This is a genomic window from Bradyrhizobium sp. BR 1433, assembly GCF_051547665.1.
Classification (GTDB): Bacteria; Pseudomonadota; Alphaproteobacteria; order Rhizobiales; family Xanthobacteraceae; genus Bradyrhizobium; species Bradyrhizobium australafricanum.
The window spans coordinates 3994408-4017094 of the sequence record NZ_JBPUGG010000001.1 but is presented as its reverse complement, the minus strand read 5'-3'; the positions used below and the strand labels follow the sequence as shown (position 1 = coordinate 4017094).

The following is a 22687-nucleotide window of genomic DNA, read 5'->3' as shown; positions in this document are numbered from 1 at the left end:
ACATCAATCTTGATGACTTGAAGAATAGTCTGCTCCCGGCCGAGAGCCAGACTGTATTTGCGCTGGATCGAAGACGAACGTTCGGAGCAGTGCGTCGTACGAAGAAAATTCTGCCGTACATCATGATGTCTGATTCTGTGGCGGCGCTATTCGCGCCTCGTTGAAGAGCGGCCGAGATGAACGCGACGATGGTCAATTCGAGAGAAGTGTTCTCCGAAGCGAGGCGCGACGCGGTGGATCGTATCGAGATTCAAATGCGTCGGGGCGATTTATTGTCGTGGTCCGTATGAGTGCGCTGCTCAACGTCGCTCGACGATCACGGATTGGAATTCGTCGAGAGGGATTTTCTCATCCGGCAAATGGCTGCGACGAAAGATGCGCATCGAAAAATACCGATAAACGCGATGGACCATCGATCGCTTGTTGTGGCGAGATACCGTCGAAGGAAGCGAGAGTATCGCAAATGAGCGATGCAACGGAGAGATGTGCATGGCGCGACAAATTCGGTTCAACGCGTTCGACATGAATTGTGTCGGCCATCAATCTCCCGGTGTCTGGGCGCACCCGCGAGATCGCTCCTATAAGTACAAGGACCTCGACTATTGGCAGGACCTTGGGCGAACGCTGGAACGTGGGATTTTCGACGGCATCTTCATCGCTGATGTCATCGGCTATTATGATGTGTACAAGAATTCCCTGTTCCATGCGCTCGAGCAGGCGGCGCAAATCCCCGTCAACGATCCCTTGCAGCTGGTGGCGCCGATTGCGCTCGCAACCGAGCATCTCGGCATCGGCATCACAGCATCGACCTCATTCGAGCATCCCTACAGCTTCGCCCGCAGGCTTTCCACCGCGGATCACCACAGCAAGGGCCGTGTCGGCTGGAACATCGTGACCTCGTATCTGGAGAGCGGGGCGAAGAACATCGGTCAGGGCGGGCTGCGCCGCCACGACAATCGGTATGAGGTCGCGACCGAATATGTCGAGGTTCTTTACAAATTGCTCGAGGGAAGCTGGGAGGAGGGGGCTGTCCTGCGCGATGCCGGGAAACGGATCTTCACCGACCCGTCGAAGGTTCATGAAATCGGGCACAAGGGAAAACACTTCGACGTGCCGGGCTATCATCTTTGCGAGCCGTCGCCGCAGCGAACGCCGCTGCTCTACCAGGCGGGTGCGTCGGGCCCGGGCAAGGCCTTCGCGGCTCAGCACGCGGAATGTGTGTTTGTCGCCGCGCCGATCAAGCCGGTTCTGAAATCCTACGTCGCCGAGGTGCGGCGGCAGGCGGCTGCAGCCGGCCGCGATCCACGCAAGATCCTGATCTACAACCTGGTCACGGTGATTGTCGACGAAACCGACGCCAAGGCGGAGGCGAAGTTCAGGGAGTATCAGCAATACGCCTCCTATGACGGCGCGCTGGTGTTCATGTCGGGCTGGAGCGGCATCGATTTCGGACAGTATGCGCCGACCGATCTGGTCAAGAAGGTTGAGACCAATGCGATCGTGTCCGTCGTCGATCATCTTGCCAGCGGCAGCAAGTCCTGGACCATCGAGGAACTGGCGCGCTGGGGCGGCATTGGCGGCCTCGGTCCGGTGTTCGTCGGCTCGCCGTCGACAATTGCCGACATCCTGCAGGAATGGGTCGCGGAGACCGACGTCGACGGCTTCAACCTCGCCTATGCGGTGACGCCGGAGACCTTCGAGGACGTGGTCAATCTGCTGGTGCCGGAGCTACAGAAGCGCGGCGTCTATCCGACGGGCTATCGTCCGGGGACGCTGCGCGAGAAGCTGTTCGGCGAGGGGCCATATCTGCCGTCGAGCCATCCTGCCGCGGCCTATCGTGATATCGAGGCGGTCAAGCGGAGCGCCGCCCAGGCGGCCGGAGTGGCCGGGCGACAGCCGGTCGAGGCCTGAGGCGCGATGTCCGGACCGATCCTGCAACTCCGCGACGTGTCCCTGTCGTTTCAGGGCATCAAGGCGCTCAACGCGCTGAGCTTCGAGGTTGCGCGTGGCGAGATCTGCGCGCTGATCGGTCCGAACGGAGCCGGCAAGAGCTCGCTGCTCAACATCATCAACGGGGTGTATCGGGCTGACAGCGGCAGCGTCACGTTCAATGGCGAGCAGTTCATCCGGATCCGCCCGGCGCATGCGGCGCATCTGGGCGTGGGCCGGACCTTCCAGCATAACGCGCTGTTCCGTCATCTCAGCGTTCTCGACAATGTGTTGGCCGGACTGATCAGGCATTCCCGAACGACGCTCCTCGAGCACGCCTTTGGCGTTGGCCGGGATCGGCGCGAGACCCGCGAGTTCAAGCGCCAGGCGGACGAGATCATCGCGTTCCTCGACCTGACCAGGCATCGCGACACAGTGGTGGCGACGCTTCCCTATGGCGTTCAGAAACGGGTCGATCTCGCGCGCGCTCTGGTCGGCCGCCCGAGCCTGCTGCTGCTCGACGAGCCGATGGCTGGGATGAACCAGGATGAGAAGCATGTGATGAGCCGCCTGATCCTGGAGACCAATGCAAGCCTCGGCACCACCATCGTGCTCATCGAGCACGACATGAGTGTCGTGATGGGGCTCTCGCATCACGTGGTCGTGCTCGACTACGGCCGCAAGGTTGGGGACGGCTCTCCGGAAGAGGTGCGCAAGAATCCGGACGTGATCTCGGCCTATCTGGGCACGGCGCATTGAGGTCGAGATGAGCTTCTTCATCGAAACGCTGGTCGGCGGTCTGCTCGCGGGCGTCATGTACTCGCTGGTCGCAATCGGCTTCGTCCTGGTCTTCAAGGCCTCCGGCGTTTTCAACTTCGCGCAAGGGGCGATGGTACTGTGCGCGGCACTCACTTTCGTGACGCTGCGCGACAAGGGAATTGACTTCTGGCTGGCGGCGCTGATCACGCTGGCGGTGATGGTTCTGATCGCGATCGCCGTCGAGCGCGTCGTCTTGCGGCCGCTGGTCAATCGCCCGCAGATCACCCTGTTCATGGCGACGCTCGGAGTGTCCTTCGTGATCGAGGGGCTCGCACAAATCGTGATGGGTGCGAGCGTGCACGAGCTCGATCTCGGCATCGTCGATACACCGATCGAGATCGGCGGGGTTCAGGTCAGCCAATTCGACCTCGTCGCAGCAGGCACCGCCGGGATTCTTGTGGTCGCGCTCTCGATCTTCTTCAACAAGACCCGCGTCGGGATCGCGCTGCGAGCGATCGCCGATGATCCGCAGGCTGCACTCTCGATCGGGATCCGGTTGCAAACCCTGTGGCAGATCGTGTGGGGCGTCGCCGGCTTCGTGTCGCTGGTTGCGGGTCTCTTGTGGGGCGCGCGCCAGGGGGTTCAGTTCGCGCTCACACTCGTGGTGCTGAAGGCGCTGCCCGTGCTCATCATCGGTGGGTTTACCTCGATCACGGGCGCGATCGTCGGCGGCCTGATCGTCGGTGCGGGCGACAGCCTGGCGGAAATCTATCTCGGAAGCCTGTTGGGCGGCAGTGTCTCGACCTGGTTTTCGTATGTGTTGGCGGTTGCCTTCCTCCTCGTCCGGCCGGCTGGCCTGTTCGGCGAAGCGCCGATCGAAAGGATTTGATGCATGTCGGCGATCAGCACGGATACCATTGAAGGATTCAATCCGTCGCGCGAGACCGCGCAGAGCACGCGCGACCGGCTGCGCGCAGGCTCGGTCGTGGTGCTGCTCGCCGCGCTCGCGGGCATTCCGCTGGTGGCGAACGATTACTGGCTCAATGCCGTCCTGATCCCGTTTCTGATCATGTCGCTCACGGCGCTGGGGCTGAACCTGCTGATGGGCTATGCCGGGCAGGCCTCGCTCGGCAGCGGCGGGTTCATGTCGGTCGGCGCGTATGCGACCTACAATCTCCTGCTGCGGTTGCCGGAGTTGCCGCTGCCGGTCAGCCTGCTGCTCGGGGGCATCATTTCCGGGCTGGTGGGGGTCATCGCGGGGCTGCCGAGCCTGCGGATCAAGGGCTTCTACCTGGTCGCTTCGACGCTGGCGACCCAGTTCCTGCTCGAATGGCTGTTCAATCAATATGGCTGGTTTTCGAACTACTCGACCTCGAGCTCGATCTCGGCGCCGCGGCTGGCGTTCCTCGGTCATGATCTCTCGAGCCCGACCGGTCGCTATCTCCTGACCCTTGCCACCGTCGTGGTCGTGACGGCCGTTGCGGCGCGGCTGGCTCGCAGCCAGACCGGACGGACCTGGATGGCGATCCGCGACATGGACACTGCTGCTTCGGTGATCGGCGTTCCCGTATCCGCCGGAAAGCTGAAGGCGTTCTTCGTGAGCTCGCTGGTGATCGGGATCGCCGGAGCGCTCTGGGCGTTTGCCTATCTTGGCACGGTGGATGCGCGCAGCTTCAATCTGGATCGGTCGTTCCAGGTGATGTTTGCGATCATCATCGGTGGCATGGGCAGCATCAGCGGCAATTTTCTCGGTGCCGCCTTCATGATCTTCGTGCCGATCCTGCTCGATCATTTCGGGGGCGGGGTGTTCGGCGGCGCGATCAGATTCCGGACAACTCGAAAACGTTCAGAAGGCGCTGTTCGGTACGCTGATCGTCTGGTTCCTGATCAAGGAGCCGCGTGGCCTTGCAGCATTGCTGTCGCGAGCGTGGACGCGGCTCGCATCGCGGATCAACCGTGAGCACACGACAAACCCGTCGCATGTGGGCGTGAACCACGTGCGCGATCGAACATGAATTCTACAGTCAAATGGAGGGTAAGCAGATGTCTTTGTGGAAACAGAAGCGAATCATGAGCAAGGCGATTGGGCTGGCCGCGCTCGCTCTGGCGGTGGCCGGCACCAGCGTCTCGGCGGAAGAAGCAAAAACGCAATACTTCCCGCTCGCGACCTTCCGGGTCGGGGCCTATGCGTCGAGTGGCATTCCGGTCTGGGCGGGCGAGATCGACTATTTTCGGTACATCAACGAGGTCGAAGGCGGCATCAACGGCATCAAGCTCGTCTGGGATGAATGCGAGACCAATTGGGAAGTCGAGAAGGGCGTCGAATGCTATGAACGCGTGAAGGCGGGCAAGAACGGATCACCGGTTCCGATCTTCCTGCCGCACGGTGATCCGATCTCGAAGGCGTTGACCGAGAAATCGGTGGCCGACAAGATTCCGCTGGTCACGATCGCGTATGGCCGGACGGAGGCTATCGACGGGCGCGTCTTCCCCTACAGCTTCCCCGTCGTCTTCAGCTTCTGGAGCGAAGCCTCGTCTGCGGTCAATTTCATCGCGGAGAAGGTCGGCGGCAAGGACAAGCTGAAGGGTCTCAAGATCGCGACCGTCTATCACGATTCACCTTACGGCAAGGAAACCCAGGTCCCGCTCGCCCATCTCGCCAAGACCTATGGCTTCGAGGACATCCAAATTCCGGTGCCGCATCCCGGCAATGAGCAGTCGGCGCAATGGGCCAAGATCCGCCAGCTCAAGCCCGACTGGGTGTTCTTGCGCGGCTGGGGCGTGATGACGCCGGTCGCAATCAAGACCGCCGCCAAAGTCGGCTTCCCGGTCGATCATATCATCGGCGGCATCTGGTCAGGCTCCGAGGAGGACGTCCGTCCCGCCGGCGCGGTCGGCAAGGGCTATCTGGCGATCACGCCATTCCCCGCGGGTGCCGATTTCGAGATCCATCAGAAGCTCAAGAAGTACATCCTCGACAAGGGACTGAGCGATCTCAAGGATCCCAAGAGCTTCGGCTCGGTCTACTACAATTCCGGCGTCGACGAGGCGATCGTCGCGGTCGAGGCGATCCGGACCGCGCAGGCACATTTCGGTGTGCGGCCGATCAACGGCGAGGAAGCGCAGTGGGGCCTCGAACATCTCGACCTCTCCGAGAAGCGTCTCGCGGAAATCGGCGCCACGGGCCTGCAGCAGCCGCTGAAGCTTTCGGCCAAGGACCACGAGGGCGGCGGTGCCGGCAAGGTGCTGCAGTGGGACGGCGAGAAGTGGAACGTGGTGTCGAACGGCTGGGTGAAGTCCGATCGGGACCTGTTGCTGCCGCTGATCTACGAGCGTGCAGCCGCCTATGCCCGGGAAAAAGGCATCACGCCGCGCGACGCGACCAACTGACGTCGCCTGAGAGGGATCGCTATGACCACGTCTTCGTTTCTCGAGGTCGACAACATCGAGGTCCTCTACGGTCAGGCGATCCTGGCCCTGCGCGGCGTGTCGCTCAGGGTCGAGCAGAGATCGATCGTTGCTCTTCTCGGCGCCAATGGCGCCGGGAAGACCACGACTTTGAAGGCAATCTCCAACTTGCTTGGGTCCGAACGCGGTCTCTTGAGTCGGGGCGCGATAAGATGGCGCAACGAAGCGACCAGCCGGCTTGACCCGGCCGATCTCGTTGCCCGGGGCGTGGTCCAGGTTCTCGAAGGCCGTCATGTCTTTCCCCAGCTTACGGTCGAGGAGAATCTGCTCAGCGGCGGCTTCGTACGTCGGCCGAGCCGTCGCGCGCTCGCCGACGATCTTGAGCGCGTCTACACTTGGTTTCCGCGGCTCAAGCAGCGTCGCAGCGCGCGTTGCGGCCTGACGTCGGGCGGCGAGCAGCAGATGGTCGCGATCGGGCGCGCCCTGATGACGCACCCGACTCTCGTGCTGCTCGACGAGCCCTCGATGGGGCTTGCCCCGATCATCGTGGAGGAGATCTTCCACATCATCCGCAATCTCAACAGGAACGAGGGGGTCAGTTTTCTGCTGGCCGAGCAGAACGCGCATCTCGTGCTTCAGTTTGCCGATCACGGCTACATTCTCGAGAACGGCAGGGTCGCCGCGTCAGGCACGGCGGCCGAGCTGGCCGAACGTGACGACGTTGCAGAATTCTATCTTGGTGCCGCACCGGCTGGAACGGCGGTATCCCTTCAAACCCCGATCGTCTGAGTAGGAGCGCGTCATGGCCATTCGTTTCGGATATTGGATGCCGCTCGGCAGCGGCGGCTTCGTCATCAGCAACGTTCCGCAGCGCACCGACTGGACGCTTGACTACAATGCCTCTCTCGCGCGGGAGGCCGAAGAGCTCGGCTTCGAATATGGCCTGGCGCCGGCGCGCTTTATCGCGAGCCATGGCTGGGAGCTGCAGCAGGAGGCCATCACCTGTACGGCGGTGCTCTCGGCTCAGACCAAGCGGCTGAAACTCATCAGCGCGATCCACACCGGCTTCTGGCATCCGGCGATGATCGCGAAGGTGGGCGCCACGATCGACGTCTATTCGAAAGGGCGATTTGCCATCAACATCCTGACCGGCTGGTTCAAGGATGAGTTCCGCGCCTTCGGTGAGCCCTGGCTGGAACATGATGAGCGCTACCGCCGCTCGGAAGAATTCATCCAGGTGCTCAAGGGGCTCTGGACACAGGACCGTTTCACCTTCAAGGGCGATTTCTACAGCATCAATGATGCTTGGTTGAAGCCGCGCCCGATCTCGCAGCCCTATCCGGAGATCTTCCAGGGCGGCAATTCCAAGGCCGCGCGGCGGATGGCTGCGAAATATTCGGATTGGTATTTTCTCAATGGCACGACGGTGGAGGGTGCCAAGCAGCAGATCGACGAGGTCCGCGCGCTCGCGAAAGCAGAAGGGCGCACCGTCAAGTTCGGGCTCAACGGCTTCATCATCCAGCGGCCGACCGAGCGGGAAGCGCTCGAGCAGCTCGAGGCGATCATCGCGGGCGCCGACCCCGAGATCGTTCAGGCCTTCGCCGAACAGGTGAAGCAGGCCGGCGCATCGACTGCGGACAAGATCGGGATGTGGGCGGATTCGAGCCATGCCAATCTGGTGCAGCCCAACGACGGCTTCAAGACTCGCTTATTTGGTCCTCCCGAGCTGATCGCCGAGCGCATCCGCGCTTACGAGGCCGTCGGCGTCGACATGATCCTTTGCGCCTTCCTGAATTTTACCGACGAACTGCCGGCGTTCGGCCGCGAGGTGATTCCGCTCTTGAACACGGCCAAAGCCAGCAGAGCCCATGAGAACCGGCTTGAGGCGGCCGCAGCCGAATGTGGAAAAGGAATGAGCTGCGACCGTATGCAAATTCAAAACAAAGCGCGCGGAAAGTGAACGATCAGCAGCGCGCGCGTCGCTATTTTCGCAGCTTGCTCGACACGTCGGAACTGACGACGCATCATCATCACGCATCGACGGACACCGCGCCGGCTGTTGCAACGGTTCTCCTTGATCAACTTTGAATCATCAGATTGGGACTGGAGCTTCGAAATGAGAAAATCGGAACGACGTCACAAGGTCAGCCGGCGTACCTTCCTGCGGGCGACGGGTGCTGCGGGGCTCATGGCATCCGGCGGCATCGCGGCGAGCAACGTCTATTCGCCGGCGATCGCCGGTCCGGCGCCGAAAATCAGGTTGGCCTGGACCGAGGTGGCCGCCTGCCACTCGCCGCTTGGCTTCGGCCTGGCGAAGGGGATCTATGCCAAGCATAACATCGACGTTGAGCTGTTTTACCAGGGAGCGAGCGGCCAGACATTGATTCAAGCACTGGCGACGGGCAAGGCCGACGCCGGCGCCGGCCTGATCGGCGACTGGCTGAAGCCGCTGGAGCAGGGATTCGATGTCAAGCTATTCGTCGGCTCGCACGGCGGATGCCAGCGCCTGCTGGCCTCGCAGGCGTCGGGGATCAAGGATGTTGCGGGTCTCAAAGGCAAGACGATTGCGAGCTATGATGTGGTTTCGCCGCCGAAAGTGGCTTTCCAGGTGACGCTCGCGAAGGCGGGCATCGATCCGGAGACCGACGTCACGTGGAAGGTCGTGCCGTTCGATCTGGTTGGCGAAGCCGTCAATCGCGGCGAGGCTGACGTCGCGGCCCATCTCGATCCCTGGGCCTACTCGATCGAGAAGAAGTTCAACTTCGTCAAGATCGCCGATACCCAGACCGGCGTCTATCAAGGCCATACCTGCTGTGTGCTCGGCGCCCACGGCCCCTTTCTGAACGCCAACAAGGACGCGCTGCGGCGGCTTGCCGAGGCCAATATCGAGGTCCACGAATACACTGCGAACCATCCCGACGAGGTGGCGGCCTGGTATCTCGAAACACTGAAGCCTGCGGGTTTGACGCTTGCCGAGCTCACCGAAATTCTCGGAACTCTGGTCTATCACGATCATCCGATCGGGCAGCCACTGGTCGATCAGATTAGTCTAGGGTGACGGCGGAGGACCTCAAGCTCGTCAAGGTGCTGGACGCCTCGACGGATCCGAAGGCCTTCGCCGAGCGGGTTACCGTGAACCTGCTCGGCTGAGATTGGCACAATGAGCGAGGCGCAAGCGCTCGACGGCGCAGCCCAGGCGCAGCTGACATCGTTTCGACGGCTGTGGCGCGACGGCTTGTTCGCCGCGCTCTCCTGGGGGGCGGCTGCACTGGTGACGATCGGGCTGCCCGACGTCGTTCCCTGGGGAAGTGCCGGTCTGTTCGCCGCGATCACCGGCGCACTTGCTGTGCTCTTCGTCCTGCTGTCACCGGTCGTCTACCGGCTCGGGCGCGCTGGCGAGGTCATGATCCATTACGGCCCATGGCTCGTCGCAATCGGCGTCTGGCTTGCCCTTTGGGAGCTCTCCACCGCAAAGTCCGGTTGGCTGCCGAAGCCGTTCTTCTCTCCGCCACACGGGCTGCTCAACGTCTATGTGGCGGACGGAACGCGGCTGTTGATCTGCATCGGCTATACGCTGAGATTGTGGTCGCTCGGTTTCCTGTCGGGCGTGGCCGTCGGCTATGCCACCGGCGTGGCGCTAGGTTGGTCGAAACGATTCAGCTATTGGGGCATGCCCTTCCTCAAACTGATCGGGCCTGTGCCCGCGACGGCCTGGATTCCCTGCACATTCTACTTCTTCCCGACCACGTTTGGAGCAAGCGTCTTCATCGTTGCTCTGGCGTCCGGCATTCCGGTTGCGATCTTGACCGCGTCGGGCGTCGGTTCGGTCAACCGTTCCTTCTACGACGTGGGAGAATTCTGGGTGCTGACAATCGCTATTTGATCCGCCGGATCGCAATACCCGCGTCGCTGCCTCACGTCTTCGTCGGCCTTTTCATGGCGCTCTATTACTCCTTTGCGGTGCTGGTCGTAGCGGAAATGCTCGGCGCGAAATACGGCCTCGGCTGGTACATCCAGTTCCAGACGGCCTATTCCGGCTACGCCAACGTCTATGCCGCCTTGATCATGATGGCCGCGCTCTGCGCCGGCATCGTTCGCCTGCTGTTCGTCGTTCGCGACCGCCTGCTGCGCTGGCAGGAAGGATTCATCTGATGCCGAGCGTCCCGCTTGCCTCCAGGAGTCCCGAACTCGTGAGCTCCGCGATCGATATTCGGGCGGTAAGCCATCAGTTCAGCCTGTCCGGTTCGAAGCTGCCGGTCATCGATGCGATCGATTTCAGCGTCGGGCCCGGAGAATTTGTCGCGTTGTTGGGGCCGTCGGGCTGTGGCAAGTCGACCTTGCTTCGCCTGATCGCCGGTCTCGAGTTGCCGAGCAACGGCTCGATCCTCGCCGACGGCCTGCCCGTGATACGCCCCGATCCGTCGCGCATTCTGGTCTTCCAGGACCCGACCCTGTTTCCCTGGACAACGGTCTGGAAGAATGTGGCGACCGGCCTGGAGGCACGAGGGGTGCTCAAGCAGTCCCACGCGCGGGTGGACGCCGCCCTGTCGCTCGTCGGTCTCAGCGAATTCGCTGCGGCCTATCCGCATCAACTCTCGGGTGGCATGGCCCAGCGCGCGTCGCTGGCTCGGGCGCTCGTCAACGATCCGAAACTGCTGCTGCTCGACGAGCCGTTGGGCAAGCTCGACTCGCTCACGCGGCTGACGCTGCAGGCCGAACTGGTCCGCCTATGGCAGCGTAACGGCTTTACTGCGATCCTCGTCACCCATGATGTCGAGGAGGCGCTGCTGCTGTCGTCGCGCATCGTAGTCCTGAGCGAGCGGCCGGCCCGCATCAAGGCCGAGTTCCAGTTCGGCAAGCCATATCCGCGGCATCGTGACGATCCTGAGCTCGTCGCGCTACGGCGGAGAATCCTCGGCACACTCGGCCTTGCGACCTGAGGTGAGGCCGATGCGGCACGCACGAACTTGTCAGGCGCTCGGCATCGGCGTTCTCGTGCTCGCAGTGCTCTGGTGGTGGATCACATATCGTGATGTGGTCGGCTATGCCTATTTGTCGACGCGCGAAGCGGGCTTTTGCCTGGTCGGCCGCTCGGATCTTTGCGATTTGGCGCGGGCGCTCTGCCGCGGGACGCATCCCGCGATTGCGCTGGGTTACTGGTGGGGTACGTTCTGGATCGGTGTCGCAATCGCTTCGCTGAGCCTGGCATTGCCAGCACAGCGGCAGTCGTGATGGCCTCTACCTCGCTTGTTGGACTCGATAGATTCACGAACGCTGCGGGTCGCGAGTTCCGATTCCTTGTTCTCCCTGAGGCGCCCGACGCATGTAGAACGACATCATGGTTGCCAATTCTCGGCCAGATTGAACGAGAGCTTTGGGTGCCACGTCCTGATCGCCGTTCCCTGTCTATATCAACACCGTCGGCGGTATTCGCAATATGCCGCCAGAGGATTGGTGAAGGCTTTCGCTGCTCAATCAACTGGGTGAGACGGGCTTGACAGCGTCCCTCGCAACACTCCCGATCATCAGGGCATGTTCGAAGATCCGCCGTTGCGTGTCATGTTTTTGGCAGCATCGGATTTTCGGCTTCGTATCGTGTTGGATCGATTTCATCCATCAACGATGCAGGATTGCGAATTATTTTTCAAACTTCGCTTGCGGACAATGTGTCAATCGTTTGCATGTTGCGCTCACGCGCAGCCACGAATTAGATCGCACTGCAGCAGAAGCGATGCCTGCAAGAAATGGCTGATGCGCCGACGTCTCTATCGTCCTGATGGGGAATGTTCGATGCGCCGGCGACGCGGGCGTTTGAAAAATATGTGCAGGTGGTGCGAATGAAGAACAATAGTTTGCTCGTGAGCTGGATCGCCGCTGCGTTGCTGGGAATAAACGCCGCGCAGGCTGCGGGGCAGCCAGTTTCTGGCGGGGCGTTGACATGGGGTGTCACGACCGAGCCATCCTGCTTCGATCCCCACCGCTCATCGCAGCAGGCCGCGTTCTTCGTCGCGCGAAACTATATCGACTCGCTGATCGCGAAGAAGACCGACGGTACCTTTGCCCCATGGCTCGCGACGGAGTGGTCGATTTCAGCGGACGGCAAGCAGTATACCTACAAGCTCCGCGAGGACGTCGTTTTCCATGACGGCGAGAAATTCGATGCCGCGGCGGTCAAGGCGAATTTCGACTTCATCTTCAAGCCGGAGAACGCGGCGACCGCGGTCTCTCTTTTGCAGACTTTCGATCACGCCGAGGTGGTCTCGCCCTACGTCGTGAAACTCGTCTTGTCCAAGCCGGATTCGAGCTTCCTGGAATCGACATCGAACGTGAAGCTGGGTCTGATTTCGCCGAAGGCGCTGGAGAAGGGTGATTTGTGCGGCGGCGGGCGCGCGTTGGCGGGCACTGGGCCGTTCTTATTCGAGGGCTACACGCGCGGTCAATCCGCGGTGTTCGTTCGCAATCCCGCCTACAAATGGGGACCGGGCAACGCGGCACATGAGGGGCCGGCTTATCTTGATCGCGTGACCTTTCGGTTCCTGCCCGAATATGCCGTGCGCACCGGCGCTTTGACGTCTGGACAGGTTGACCTGATCGAGGGCGTGCAGCCGACCGATGCGCCGTTGTTTGCCGAGCAACCGGACTTCAAGCTGCTGACCGGGCCATCCGGCGCCAGCACCTCCTTCACGTTCAACATCAATTATACGCGTCCGCCGGCCGACGATGTCCGCGTGCGTCGCGCGTTGCGCGACGGCTTCGATCTCGAGCCGATCGTCAAGCAGGTCTACCTGGGAACGGTGCCGCGTGCCTGGTCGATCATCGGGCCTGCCAATCCTGCATACAATAGGGCTCTCGTCGGCTCCTGGGGCAACGACATCGCGGGAGCCAACAAGCTGCTCGATGAAGCCGGCTGGACCGGCCGCGACTCCGAAGGGTTTCGAACCAAGGACGGCAAGCGGCTCTCGATCGAGGTCGGCTATCCCCAACCTTATGTGCGGGACAATCGTGACATCCTAATCCAGGGTGTTCAGGCGTCGCTCCGCAAGAATGTGGGCCTGGATCTGAATTTGCGGCTCATTACGGCCGGCGAGTATGCCAAGAACAATGCCAACGGCACCTGGACGATCTACCCGAACACGGACAATCCCTCTGATCCGGCGCGCGAACTCTGGGACATGCTCGGCTCGAAGGGATTCCTGTATGCCAACATCTCCAATCCGGATCCCGAGATCACCCGCCAGATCGATGAAGCGCTTGCGTCGACTGATCCGGTACGCAAACGGGAGCTGACGGATGCGGTCCAGAAGCGCGGCGTCGATCAGGCCTTTATCGTGCCGCTGTTTGCGCCAAGCTGGTTCCTGGCGGCCAAGAGCACCGTCAACGGTTTGAGCTTCGAGGCTGGCCTCGACTCGCCGTCCAGTGCTTACGACTTCTGGATCGCAAAGAAGTAGGGCAGCTGGATGTGGTCCCGTATCATATCCAGGCTGTTCACCAGCCTGGTGGTCGCCTGGGCGAGCGTGACCGCGACATTCGTCGCGCTCCACGCTCTGCCGGGGCGCATCCAGGACATTCTTGCCGGAGACCTCGAATATCCCGGCCTGCGCGAAACGATCGCCGCCGAATGGGGGCTGAACCGTACGCTGCCTGAGCAATATCTCGATTTCCTGTTCCGTATCTTTCGCGGCGATTTCGGCACCTCTTACGTGCTACGGCAGCCCGTGATCGAGGTGGTTGGTTCGCAGCTGCTGCCGACGGTCGAGCTTGCACTGACCGCAGGCGTGCTCGCGGTCGTGATTGCAGGCGGCATCGCGCTCCTGACGGCCGGCCGCAGCAATTTATCGCGAGAGATTGCATCAGTCGTCGAACTGGTGTTCGCCTCGACGCCGGTGTTCTGGCTAGGCATTCTGCTCTTGATGGCATTCTCCTTCAATCTGCGCTGGTTCCCGGTGTCCGGCGCGGTGGGATGGAAGTCGATCGTCCTGCCGTCGATCACCCTGGCGCTGCCGACGGCGGGTCTGCTGACGCAGGTCCTGCGCGAAGCCATGGAGAAGACGCTCGACCTGCCGTTTGTGACGACGGTGCGGGCACGCGGTGTCGGCGAGTTCGTCATCCGGTGGCGACACGTGCTGCGACATGCCTTGCTGCCGGCGGTAACCTTAGGAGGATGGTTGATCGGCGGCCTGCTCGGTGGCGCGGTGATCACGGAAAAGGTATTCGGCCGGCCGGGTCTCGGCACGGTGACGCTCGGAGCCGTGCTTACGCATGATGTGCCTGTTGTGCTGACCGTGGTCTTGCTCGCTGCCTTCATTCACGTCGCCGCTTCGACCCTGCTCGACATTCTTTATGTGCTGATCGACCCGAGATTGAGGGCTCAATGACCGCGTCGTCGCATCGCTCGTTCGAACAAGCCGTCCCTCTCGATCGGCCCCAAGACCTCGTCGGGTTCGAAACCTCGCTTCCAGTGATCGCGGTTCGGCGTCGTCCGCCGCTCGCGTTCATCGTCTCCGTCGCATTCGTGGCGCTCCTGATCGCTGCGGCGGCCGTGCCGTGGCTGTTCACCCACTTCGATCCGCTCGTCGGTGATTTCACCGAGGGGCTGAAGCCGCCCGGTTGGGCGCATTTGTTCGGTACGGACCGCCTCGGCCGCGATGTGTTTGCGCGAACCATCTACGGCACCCGGTACTCGCTTCTGATCGGCTTCGGCGGCGTTGCCGTCGGGCTCGGTCTGGGTGTGATTCTCGGAATCATCGCCAGCCAGCGCAATCGGATCCTCGATGAATCCGTGTCGCGTCTGTTCGACATGCTGTCGTCCTTTCCGGGTGTGTTGCTCGCGATGCTGATCGTCACCTTTCTCGGCCAGGGCATGCTCAATATCGCGATCGCGGTCGGGATCGCCGGCATTCCCAAGTTCGGCCGGGTGGTCCGGGCACAGACTCAATTGGTGCGTGACGCGGATTACGTGACACAGGCGACAGTCTATGGGCTGAGCCAGTGGCAGGTGTTTCTGCGGCACGTGTTGCCCAATGTGCTGGTCGCCATCCCGATCATTGCGACCGTCTATATCGGCAGCACGATCCTGATCGTGTCGGGTCTCAGTTTTCTGGGCCTGGGCCCGCAACCACCGACGCCGGAATGGGGCGTCATGCTGGCGGAAAGCCGGGACGTTTTACGTGTGGCGTGGTGGCCAGGCGTCTTTCCGGGCCTTGCGATCACGGCCACGGTGATTGCCTTCAGTGTGGTCGGCAACTTCCTGCAGAAGAAATTCGAGGGGCGGATGGCATGAGCACCGGTCAATCCGCGCCCGCGCAACAGGCTCCGCTGGTCGATATCCTGGGTCTGAATGTGGGCTTTGCCGGCGCAAATGCCGACAGGCCGATCGTGATCGACGTCGATCTGACGATCCGGCCCGGCGAGTGCGTCGCATTGGTCGGTGAGTCCGGCTCAGGCAAGAGCGTGACCGCGCGAAGCCTGTTAAACCTCGCCGGAGAGGGGGCCAGGACGACCGCCCGTCGCTTCGAGATCAAGGGACGCGATGTGCGCGGCTATTGGGAGGCCGACTGGCGCAAGCTGCGTGGAACGGTCACCGGTCTCGTCATGCAGGATGCGCTGGTCTCGCTCGACCCGTTGCGCACGATCGGACAGGAGGTCGCCGAAGTGATCTCCAGTCACAGGATTCTGACCGATCCCGGATCGATCCGGGAGCGAACGCTGGACACGCTGCGCAGGGTCGGCATTCCCAATGCTGCGGATCGCGCCTTGCAGTATGCGCATCAACTCTCGGGCGGATTGCGCCAGCGTGCGCTGATCGCATCGGCAATCGCCGCCAATCCCGATCTGATCATTGCAGACGAGCCGACCACGTCTCTCGACGTCACCGTGCAAGCGCAAGTCCTGCAGGTGCTCGCGGAACGAATCCGCGAAGGTGCGGGCGTATTGCTGATTAGTCACGATCTCGCCGTCGTCGCCGGAATTGCAGACCGGGTGATGGTGATGCGTGACGGCAGGGTCGTCGACAGCGGACCGACTCGCGACGTGCTGACCCGGCCACGACACTCCTATACGCGGCAGTTGATCGCGGCCGTTCCGTCGGTCCGCTCGCGCGGAGCGCGGCTCGCGTCGGCGCGAATTGAGCTCGCGGCAGTGAACGCCGCAAACGGAGATGCCGTCGCGATCACGCGCGAGCCGTTGCCGGCCCGCCGCGAGGCCGGCGCGGTGGTTCTGGAGGTCGAGATGATTTCCAAGAGCTATATTTCGCCCCAGGCGACGGGGCGTGTCCGTTCGACTGTGTTGCAGGACGTCAGCTTCGACGTCAGGGCGGGCGAGGTTGTCGGCATCGTCGGCGAGTCGGGTTCGGGCAAATCGACCTGTGCCAAGATCGTTCTCGGCCTGCTTTCACCCGATCAGGGAGCGGTGCGGTTGCTCGGCCGCCCCTGGTCGGCGATATCAGAGGCGGCGCGGCGGCCGCTCCGGCGTAAGCTGCAATATATTCCGCAGGATGCGCTCAGCAGTTTCGATCCCCGCTATCGCGTTCAGGACATCATCGCTGAAAATCTCGCGGGCCTGCCGGAGCGCAAGCAACAACGTGAACGTATCATTTCGCTGCTTGAGCTCGTCGGTCTGAGTGCCGAATACCTCGAAAGCCGGCCGAGGTCGCTGTCCGGCGGCCAGCGTCAGCGGGTTTCGATCGCGAGGGCATTGGCGGCCGAGCCCGCCTTGATCGTCTGCGACGAGCCGGTATCGGCGCTCGATATCTGCATCCAGGCTCAGGTGCTGGACTTGCTCGCGGAGTTGCAGTCGAAGCTCGGCACCGCGTTACTGTTCATCTCGCATGATCTGGGTGTGATCGAACATCTGGCCGATCGGGTGCTCGTTTTCCACAACGGTCGCGTGGTTGAGCAGGGGGCCGTCGAGGCGGTGCTCGGACGTCCGCAGCAACCCTACACCCAGGCGCTGCTGGCCGCAGTCCCGGATATCCAGCGTGGATTGTCCGCCAGGGCGCTAGCGGCCGGCGCACTCGTCGCCGGCCCTGCTTAGGGGCAGAAGCCGCAACAGGAGGACAGCGATGACGCAGATCGATCAAGCCTGGGGCAGTGGCCCGTCGTCACGATATGAAGACCTTGCGGAGCCCTTTCGGCCGTTGTTCCGCTCGATCAGGGATACCGCCGTTGCGCGTGATCTTGAGCGGCGCCTGCCCTATGACGAGATCAGGGCGTTGCGCGCGGCTGGCTTCACGACCGTGCGGGTGCCGGACGAGTTTGGCGGCGCCGGCGCGACGCTGCCGGAGCTGTTCAACCTGCTGATCGAACTGTCGGAGGCCGACTCGAACGTCACCAATTCGCTCCGCTCGCATTTTGGCTTTACCGAGGATGTGCTCAACTCGGCCGATCCGACGCGCCGCGAATTGTGGCTGCGCCGCATCGGCGAGAAGACCCTGTTCGGCAATGGGCACAGCGAGGTCGGCGACAACAAGCTGCAGGCGTTCTCGACCACTGTTTCCAGCAGGGACGGCCGGCTGGTGCTCAACGGCAGGAAATACTACACGACCGGCACGCTGTTCGCCGACTGGATCAACATCGCAGCCCAGCATGAGAATGGCGAGCCGGTCGGTGTCGTCGTTTCCCGTCATTCGCCCGGGGTCGAGGTGCTCGACGACTGGGACGGCTTTGGCCAGGCGCTCACGGCGAGCGGCACGACGATATTCAAGGATGTTCCCGTGGAGGGTAACCAGGTCATTCCGGTGACCGCACGGTTCAAGTATTCCAATCCGTTCTACCAACTGGTGCACCTTGCAACACTCGCGGGCATTGGGCGCGCCGCGGCCAATGACGTTGCGCACCTGGTCAAGCAGCGGACGCGGGTTTTCAGCCACGGCAACGCCGATCGCGTAGCGGCGGACCCGCAGATACTTCAGGTTGTGGGCAGGGTACGCGGCAATGCTTATGCCGCCGGCGCAATCGTGCTCAAGGTTGCCGAGGCCTTGCAGCGCGCCCATGAATCGCAGCTCTCTCGTGATGAGGATCGAATTGCCGCTGCCGTCGCCATCGCCGAGCTCGAGCTCGATCAGGCCGTCACGGTTGTCTCAAGCCTGATCCTGGAGGCGACCACGATCTTCTTCGATGCCTTGGGTGCATCATCGGCAGCGCGCAATCTGGCGCTTGATCGCTACTGGCGCAATGCGCGGACAATCACCAACCATAACCATCGCGTCTATCGGGATCGCATCGTCGGCGATTTCGCCGTCAACGGAACGCCCCCGCCGGGCCAATACCGGATCGGAACGCCGTGAGACGATAGCAGGCTTGAAACGAGGTTCTTCACCGATGGCACTCCCCTTGCGGTTTGGCGTATGGGCGCTCACCCATGGCAGCTGGGCCTCCCGACATCATCCCACCGATCCGCCCGATGCGTCATGGAAACGCGTTCGTGCCCAGATTTTGCAGGCCGAAGCGCTTGGGTATGAATCCACGCTGCTTGCGCAGCACATCATTCATCCGAGCGGTGACGACCAGGATCTGCTCGAAACTTGGACCGGCGCGGCCGCACTGGCCGCCCTGACCGGCCGGATCGAGCTGATTGCCGCGATCAAGCCCTTGCTGGTGCACCCGGTCGTGCTCGCGAAGATGGCGCTGCAGATCGAGAATATCAGTGAGGGGCGGTTCGGCATCAACTTGGTCAATGCGTGGTACCGTCCGGAACTGGAGCGCTCGGGAATTGGCTTTCCCGATCATGACGATCGCTACGCCTATGGGCGGGAGTGGGTCGAGATTTTCGAACGGCTGACATCCGGCCATCGGGTGGATTTCCAGGGCCGGCACTTCAGCATCGAGGCCTATCAACTACGTCCGCGCGACCAGTTCCGGCCACGACCGGCGATCTATCTTGGCGGCGAGTCGGAGGCGGCACGGGCGCTCGCGGCCCACGCCGCGGATGTCTATTTCATGAATGGGCAGCCGCTTCAGGATATTCGCGCCCTGATCCAGGATGTCGCCCACAGGCCGCGTATTGGAGCGCCGATCCGCTTCGGGATGTCCGCCTTCGTTATCGCCCGCGAGACGGATGCTGAAGCGGAGGCCGAGCTGACGAAGTTGTTTTCCATCTCGGAGCAGGACAAGCCGGCGCGCGCCCGGTTGGTGGCGAATGCGGATCCCGAAGCGCAGATGTTCAAGACCGCGGCCAAGGAGGCAAGAGTCGGGACCAACGGCGGCACCTCGGCGCGGCTGGTCGGAAGCTATGACACGGTCGCTAGGCGTATCGTCGAGTTCAATGCGATTGGTGTCGAACTCTTCATGCTGCAATTCCAGCCGGTCGACGAGAACATGGCGCACTTCGCCGAACACGTGATCCCCCGCGTGCGGCGCTTGCAGGGCAAGGCCGCAGCTTAGCGGCGCGACACCCTGCGGGTCTCGCCATCGAGGACTTGCAGGCTGTCATTGCATTTCATCAACCGAAACGTTTTCCGCGTCGCGCTGCATCGGCAGCAATCGTCTATTTCGGCAGCGCAATTTGACATGGACGCGAAATCATCGCGACCATAACGTTTTGAAGACGTCAAAGGCGAAATTGCGCCGTTGATGCGCGAACTTGAACGCAGAAATTTTCGAAGGTGGTCCCGATGAGCTTTCGTCCGTTGCATGATCGTGTGGTGATCCGCCGCATCGAGGAGGCCAACAAGACCAAGGGTGGAATCATCATTCCCGACACGGCGAAGGAGAAACCTCAGGAAGGAGAGGTCGTCGCCGTTGGCGGCGGGGCGCGGGATGAAACCGGCAAGCTGCATCCACTCGACGTGAAGAAGGGCGATCGGGTCCTGTTCGGAAAATGGTCTGGAACCGAGGTCAAGATCAATGGTGAAGATTTGCTGATCGCCAAGGAATCCGACATTCTCGGCGTGATCGCCTAGACCTCGTCATCAACAACACCTCAACGATGTCCGACCGCGCAGTCCTGCGCGCGGCAGGGACAGTCTTGCTCGAAGGACAGTGCATATGGCTGCAAAGGATGTGAAATTCTCGACCGATGCCCGCGATCGCCTCTTGCGCGGCGTGGACACGCTTGCCAACGCCGTCAAGGTGACGCTCGGCCCCAAAGGGCGCAATGTCGTCATCGAAAAGGCGTTCGGGGCTCCGCGGATCACCAAGGACGGCGTGACCGTTGCCAAGGAGATCGAGCTCGAGGACAAGTACGAGAACATCGGTGCGCAGCTTCTGCGCGAGGTTGCTTCCAAGACCAACGACCTCGCCGGCGACGGCACCACGACCGCGACGGTGCTGGCGCAAGCGATTGTTCGGGAGGGTGCAAAGGCCGTCGCTGCCAGCCTGAATCCCCTCGATCTCAAGCGCGGTATCGATCTGGCCGTCGCCGAAGCGATCAAGGATATCGAGAAGCGGGCGCGAAAGGTCCAGTCCTCCGAAGAAGTCGCCCAGGTCGGCACGATCTCGGCGAACGGCGATGTCGCGGTTGGAAAGATCATCGCCAACGCCGTCAAGAAGGTCGGCAACGATGGCGTCATCACCGTCGAGGAGGCGAAGAGCCTCGACACCGAGCTCGATGTCGTGGAGGGCCTCCAGTTCGACCGTGGCTATCTGTCGCCCTATTTCGTCACGAATACAGAGAAATTGCTGGTCGAGTTCGAAGATCCCTATCTTCTGATCCATGAAGCCAAGCTGAATTCGCTGCATCCCTTGCTGCCGGTACTTGAGGCGGTCGCGCAGTCCGGCAAGCCCCTGCTGATTGTCGCCGAGGATGTCGAGGGCGAGGCGCTCGCGACCCTGGTCGTCAACAGGCTCCGCGGCGGACTGAAAGTGGCTGCCGTGAAGGCGCCGGGGTTCGGCGATAGGCGAAAGGCGCAGCTCGAGGATATCGCGGTCCTGACCGGGGGACAGACGATCTCGGATGAGCTCGGGATCAAGCTCGAGAATGTGACGCTGTCGCAGCTTGGCCGTGCCAAGCGGGTCCGGATCGACAAGGAAAACACGACGATCGTCGGCGGCGCCGGCAAGCGCAAGGATATCGACAGCCGGATTGCCCAGATCAGGGCGCAGGTCGAAGAGACCACTTCGGAGTATGACCGCGAGAAGCTGCAGGAGCGGCTTGCCAAGCTCTCGGGCGGCGTTGCCGTGATCCGCGTTGGCGGGGCGACCGAGGTCGAGGTTAAGGAAAAAAAGGACCGCGTCGACGACGCGCTCAACGCCACGCGAGCGGCAATCGCGGAAGGCATTGTGCCCGGCGGCGGCGTCGCGCTGTTGCGGGCAAAGGCCGCCATCGGCCGGCTGAGCCATGGCAATTCCGACGTGCAGGCGGGAATCAACATCGTGCTCAAGGCGCTGGAAAGTCCGATCCGGCAGATCGCGGAGAATGCGGGCGTTGAGGGGTCCATCGTAGTCGGGAAGATCCTGGAGCAGCGATCGCCGACCTACGGCTTCAACGCGCAGACCGAGGAGTATGTCGACCTGATCGAGGCTGGGATCGTCGACCCGGCGAAGGTGGTGCGAACTGCATTGCAGGATGCGGCCTCGGTCGCGTCATTGATCGTGACCACGGAAGCGCTGGTCGCCGAACTGCCAAAGGACAAGCCAGCAATCGCAGCTCCCGGGGCGGGGGGAGAGTTCTGAGCAGCCAGCCGGCGGTCTCGCCGGTCGATTGATCAGAACGGGGCTGTCGCGAGGAGAAACGACCAAACGGCGGCTTTGGTCGGGTCTCCCGCGACAGTCGGCTCCGTCGTGATTGGATGGCCGCAGCAAGTATCGGGGAAAGAAGGCAGTGTTCCAGGGAAGCTTGTATCATCTCTCGAAAGCGAGCCGGCCGAGGCTATGTTTCGCGATTGGCCTGGCGCTCGTCGGGTTGCTTGCCAGCGTATCGTTGGTTTGGGCCGATGAAAGACCGCTCAGAATTGGGCTCGCGACCAGCATATCGAACCAGGCCGCCGAGATTGCGGCGCGCGAAGCCAAGGCACAGGGCCTGAACGTCGAACTGATCGAGTTCAACGACTGGAATACGCCAAATCGCGCGGTCGCCGAAAAGGAGATCGACGCGAATCTGTTCCAGCATGTCCCGTTCCTTGAATTCAGCATCAAAAATGCGGGCTACAAGCTCGTTCCCGTCGCTCCGGCTTTCAGCACTCCGTTCGGACTCTATTCCAAGAAGCATAAGTCGATACCGGATCTCCCGGACAATGCCCGGATCGCGATCTCAAGTGATGCCGTGAACACCGGTCGAGCGCTGCTGCTCCTGCAGCGAGCCGGCCTGATCGAGCTCAAGCCGGGGCAGACCACCACGCGAAGCTCGAGGACATCGTGGGCTACCGCAAGCCGTTGAAGCTGGTTCAGCTCGAAGGCCCCCAGATTGCACGCTCTCTCGATGATGTTGACGCGGCGGCAACCTATCCGACATTCGCCAGGTTGGCCGGACTGGATCCGGCCTCAGGCTTGATCTTCGACAATGACCCGATCTACGCTTTTCAATTCGTGACCCGGCCGGAACTGAGGGATGACGAGCGCCTGCGGCGTTTCATAGCGGTCTATCGCGATTCCGAGGCTGTGCATGCCAAGTTGCGTGAGCTTTACGGATCGCTCGTGACCTTTCCGGGTTCGTAGGG

The 22687-nt window shown here is 62.0% G+C and carries 19 protein-coding genes and 2 pseudogenes; all 21 read left to right on the top strand.

All coding sequences use genetic code 11. From position 1 onward, the window contains the following. Positions 1–489 precede the first annotated feature (489 nt). The 21 genes and pseudogenes from ACSKB9_RS19605 to ACSKB9_RS19505 all read left to right on the top strand — a co-directional run bounded on the left by ACSKB9_RS19605 (position 490) and on the right by ACSKB9_RS19505 (position 22685). Positions 490–1911, top strand: a complete 1422-nt coding sequence (locus tag ACSKB9_RS19605; protein ID WP_438075076.1) for an LLM class flavin-dependent oxidoreductase — start codon at positions 490–492, stop codon at positions 1909–1911. Between the two features lie 6 nt (positions 1912–1917). After that, complete coding sequence (locus tag ACSKB9_RS19600; RefSeq protein ID WP_438075074.1) at positions 1918–2688, top strand: ABC transporter ATP-binding protein; 771 nt, start codon at positions 1918–1920, stop codon at positions 2686–2688. A 7-nt stretch (positions 2689–2695) separates the two neighbouring features. Continuing rightward, entirely contained in the window at positions 2696–3577 is an 882-nt protein-coding gene (locus tag ACSKB9_RS19595) for a branched-chain amino acid ABC transporter permease (protein WP_438075072.1), read from the top strand. A 3-nt stretch (positions 3578–3580) separates the two neighbouring features. Next, positions 3581–4703: pseudogene (locus tag ACSKB9_RS19590) on the top strand (branched-chain amino acid ABC transporter permease). 55 nt (positions 4704–4758) lie between these two features. Next, positions 4759–6078: an ABC transporter substrate-binding protein gene (locus ACSKB9_RS19585; RefSeq protein ID WP_438075070.1), complete on the top strand. Its 1320-nt coding sequence runs from the start codon at positions 4759–4761 to the stop codon at positions 6076–6078. Positions 6079–6099: 21 nt separating this feature from the next. Next, positions 6100–6885, top strand: coding sequence for an ABC transporter ATP-binding protein (locus ACSKB9_RS19580; RefSeq protein WP_438075068.1), 786 nt, complete (start codon positions 6100–6102; stop codon positions 6883–6885). A gap of 13 nt (positions 6886–6898) precedes the next feature. After that, positions 6899–8056: a dimethylsulfone monooxygenase SfnG gene (sfnG, locus tag ACSKB9_RS19575; protein ID WP_438075066.1), complete on the top strand. Its 1158-nt coding sequence runs from the start codon at positions 6899–6901 to the stop codon at positions 8054–8056. A gap of 156 nt (positions 8057–8212) precedes the next feature. Beyond that, on the top strand, positions 8213–9154 hold the full coding sequence (locus ACSKB9_RS19570; RefSeq protein ID WP_438075064.1) for an ABC transporter substrate-binding protein: 942 nt from the start codon (positions 8213–8215) through the stop codon (positions 9152–9154). A gap of 102 nt (positions 9155–9256) precedes the next feature. After that, on the top strand, positions 9257–9979 hold the full coding sequence (locus ACSKB9_RS19565) for an ABC transporter permease (protein WP_438075063.1): 723 nt from the start codon (positions 9257–9259) through the stop codon (positions 9977–9979). Beyond that, positions 9976–10248 (top strand): ABC transporter permease, encoded by a 273-nt coding sequence (locus ACSKB9_RS19560; protein WP_438075061.1) that lies wholly within the window; start codon positions 9976–9978, stop codon positions 10246–10248. Before ACSKB9_RS19565 ends, ACSKB9_RS19560 begins: the two co-directional genes overlap by 4 nt. Further along, positions 10248–11036 (top strand): ABC transporter ATP-binding protein, encoded by a 789-nt coding sequence (locus tag ACSKB9_RS19555; protein WP_438075059.1) that lies wholly within the window; start codon positions 10248–10250, stop codon positions 11034–11036. The genes ACSKB9_RS19560 and ACSKB9_RS19555 overlap by 1 nt, the downstream gene beginning before the upstream one ends. A 10-nt stretch (positions 11037–11046) precedes the next feature. Beyond that, on the top strand, positions 11047–11328 hold the full coding sequence (locus ACSKB9_RS19550; protein ID WP_438075057.1) for a hypothetical protein: 282 nt from the start codon (positions 11047–11049) through the stop codon (positions 11326–11328). 605 nt (positions 11329–11933) lie between these two features. Further along, complete coding sequence (locus ACSKB9_RS19545) at positions 11934–13544, top strand: ABC transporter substrate-binding protein (protein WP_438075055.1); 1611 nt, start codon at positions 11934–11936, stop codon at positions 13542–13544. A gap of 9 nt (positions 13545–13553) precedes the next feature. Beyond that, on the top strand, positions 13554–14471 hold the full coding sequence (locus tag ACSKB9_RS19540; protein ID WP_438075053.1) for an ABC transporter permease: 918 nt from the start codon (positions 13554–13556) through the stop codon (positions 14469–14471). Continuing rightward, entirely contained in the window at positions 14468–15376 is a 909-nt protein-coding gene (locus ACSKB9_RS19535; protein ID WP_438075051.1) for an ABC transporter permease, read from the top strand. Before ACSKB9_RS19540 ends, ACSKB9_RS19535 begins: the two co-directional genes overlap by 4 nt. Beyond that, entirely contained in the window at positions 15373–17127 is a 1755-nt protein-coding gene (locus ACSKB9_RS19530; protein WP_438075049.1) for a dipeptide ABC transporter ATP-binding protein, read from the top strand. Before ACSKB9_RS19535 ends, ACSKB9_RS19530 begins: the two co-directional genes overlap by 4 nt. A 28-nt stretch (positions 17128–17155) precedes the next feature. Further along, positions 17156–18379: an acyl-CoA dehydrogenase family protein gene (locus ACSKB9_RS19525; protein ID WP_438075047.1), complete on the top strand. Its 1224-nt coding sequence runs from the start codon at positions 17156–17158 to the stop codon at positions 18377–18379. Positions 18380–18413: 34 nt separating this feature from the next. Beyond that, positions 18414–19475 carry an LLM class flavin-dependent oxidoreductase gene (locus ACSKB9_RS19520; protein WP_438075045.1) on the top strand — a complete coding sequence of 354 codons (1062 nt, stop codon included), beginning with the start codon at positions 18414–18416 and terminating at the stop codon, positions 19473–19475. A 230-nt stretch (positions 19476–19705) separates the two neighbouring features. Continuing rightward, positions 19706–19993 carry a co-chaperone GroES gene (gene groES, locus ACSKB9_RS19515; protein ID WP_438075043.1) on the top strand — a complete coding sequence of 96 codons (288 nt, stop codon included), beginning with the start codon at positions 19706–19708 and terminating at the stop codon, positions 19991–19993. Between the two features lie 85 nt (positions 19994–20078). Beyond that, positions 20079–21704: a chaperonin GroEL gene (gene groL / locus ACSKB9_RS19510; RefSeq protein WP_438075041.1), complete on the top strand. Its 1626-nt coding sequence runs from the start codon at positions 20079–20081 to the stop codon at positions 21702–21704. A gap of 148 nt (positions 21705–21852) precedes the next feature. Beyond that, positions 21853–22685 (top strand): annotated as a pseudogene (locus ACSKB9_RS19505) (MetQ/NlpA family ABC transporter substrate-binding protein). Positions 22686–22687 lie beyond the last annotated feature (2 nt).

What these genes read in the sequence shown, in the direction of transcription:
- ACSKB9_RS19605 (WP_438075076.1), top strand. Translation starts at nt 490, where the DNA reads ATGGCGCGACAAATTCGGTTCAACGCGTTCGACATGAATTGTGTCGGC.
- ACSKB9_RS19555 (WP_438075059.1), top strand. Translation starts at nt 10,248, where the DNA reads ATGCCGAGCGTCCCGCTTGCCTCCAGGAGTCCCGAACTCGTGAGCTCC.
- ACSKB9_RS19525 (WP_438075047.1), top strand. Translation starts at nt 17,156, where the DNA reads ATGACGCAGATCGATCAAGCCTGGGGCAGTGGCCCGTCGTCACGATAT.
- ACSKB9_RS19585 (WP_438075070.1), top strand. Translation starts at nt 4,759, where the DNA reads ATGAGCAAGGCGATTGGGCTGGCCGCGCTCGCTCTGGCGGTGGCCGGC.
- ACSKB9_RS19550 (WP_438075057.1), top strand. Translation starts at nt 11,047, where the DNA reads ATGCGGCACGCACGAACTTGTCAGGCGCTCGGCATCGGCGTTCTCGTG.
- ACSKB9_RS19540 (WP_438075053.1), top strand. Translation starts at nt 13,554, where the DNA reads ATGTGGTCCCGTATCATATCCAGGCTGTTCACCAGCCTGGTGGTCGCC.
- ACSKB9_RS19580 (WP_438075068.1), top strand. Translation starts at nt 6,100, where the DNA reads ATGACCACGTCTTCGTTTCTCGAGGTCGACAACATCGAGGTCCTCTAC.
- ACSKB9_RS19545 (WP_438075055.1), top strand. Translation starts at nt 11,934, where the DNA reads ATGAAGAACAATAGTTTGCTCGTGAGCTGGATCGCCGCTGCGTTGCTG.
- ACSKB9_RS19595 (WP_438075072.1), top strand. Translation starts at nt 2,696, where the DNA reads ATGAGCTTCTTCATCGAAACGCTGGTCGGCGGTCTGCTCGCGGGCGTC.
- groES (WP_438075043.1), top strand. Translation starts at nt 19,706, where the DNA reads ATGAGCTTTCGTCCGTTGCATGATCGTGTGGTGATCCGCCGCATCGAG.
- groL (WP_438075041.1), top strand. Translation starts at nt 20,079, where the DNA reads ATGGCTGCAAAGGATGTGAAATTCTCGACCGATGCCCGCGATCGCCTC.
- ACSKB9_RS19565 (WP_438075063.1), top strand. Translation starts at nt 9,257, where the DNA reads ATGAGCGAGGCGCAAGCGCTCGACGGCGCAGCCCAGGCGCAGCTGACA.
- sfnG (WP_438075066.1), top strand. Translation starts at nt 6,899, where the DNA reads ATGGCCATTCGTTTCGGATATTGGATGCCGCTCGGCAGCGGCGGCTTC.
- ACSKB9_RS19530 (WP_438075049.1), top strand. Translation starts at nt 15,373, where the DNA reads ATGAGCACCGGTCAATCCGCGCCCGCGCAACAGGCTCCGCTGGTCGAT.
- ACSKB9_RS19600 (WP_438075074.1), top strand. Translation starts at nt 1,918, where the DNA reads ATGTCCGGACCGATCCTGCAACTCCGCGACGTGTCCCTGTCGTTTCAG.
- ACSKB9_RS19535 (WP_438075051.1), top strand. Translation starts at nt 14,468, where the DNA reads ATGACCGCGTCGTCGCATCGCTCGTTCGAACAAGCCGTCCCTCTCGAT.
- ACSKB9_RS19570 (WP_438075064.1), top strand. Translation starts at nt 8,213, where the DNA reads ATGAGAAAATCGGAACGACGTCACAAGGTCAGCCGGCGTACCTTCCTG.
- ACSKB9_RS19520 (WP_438075045.1), top strand. Translation starts at nt 18,414, where the DNA reads ATGGCACTCCCCTTGCGGTTTGGCGTATGGGCGCTCACCCATGGCAGC.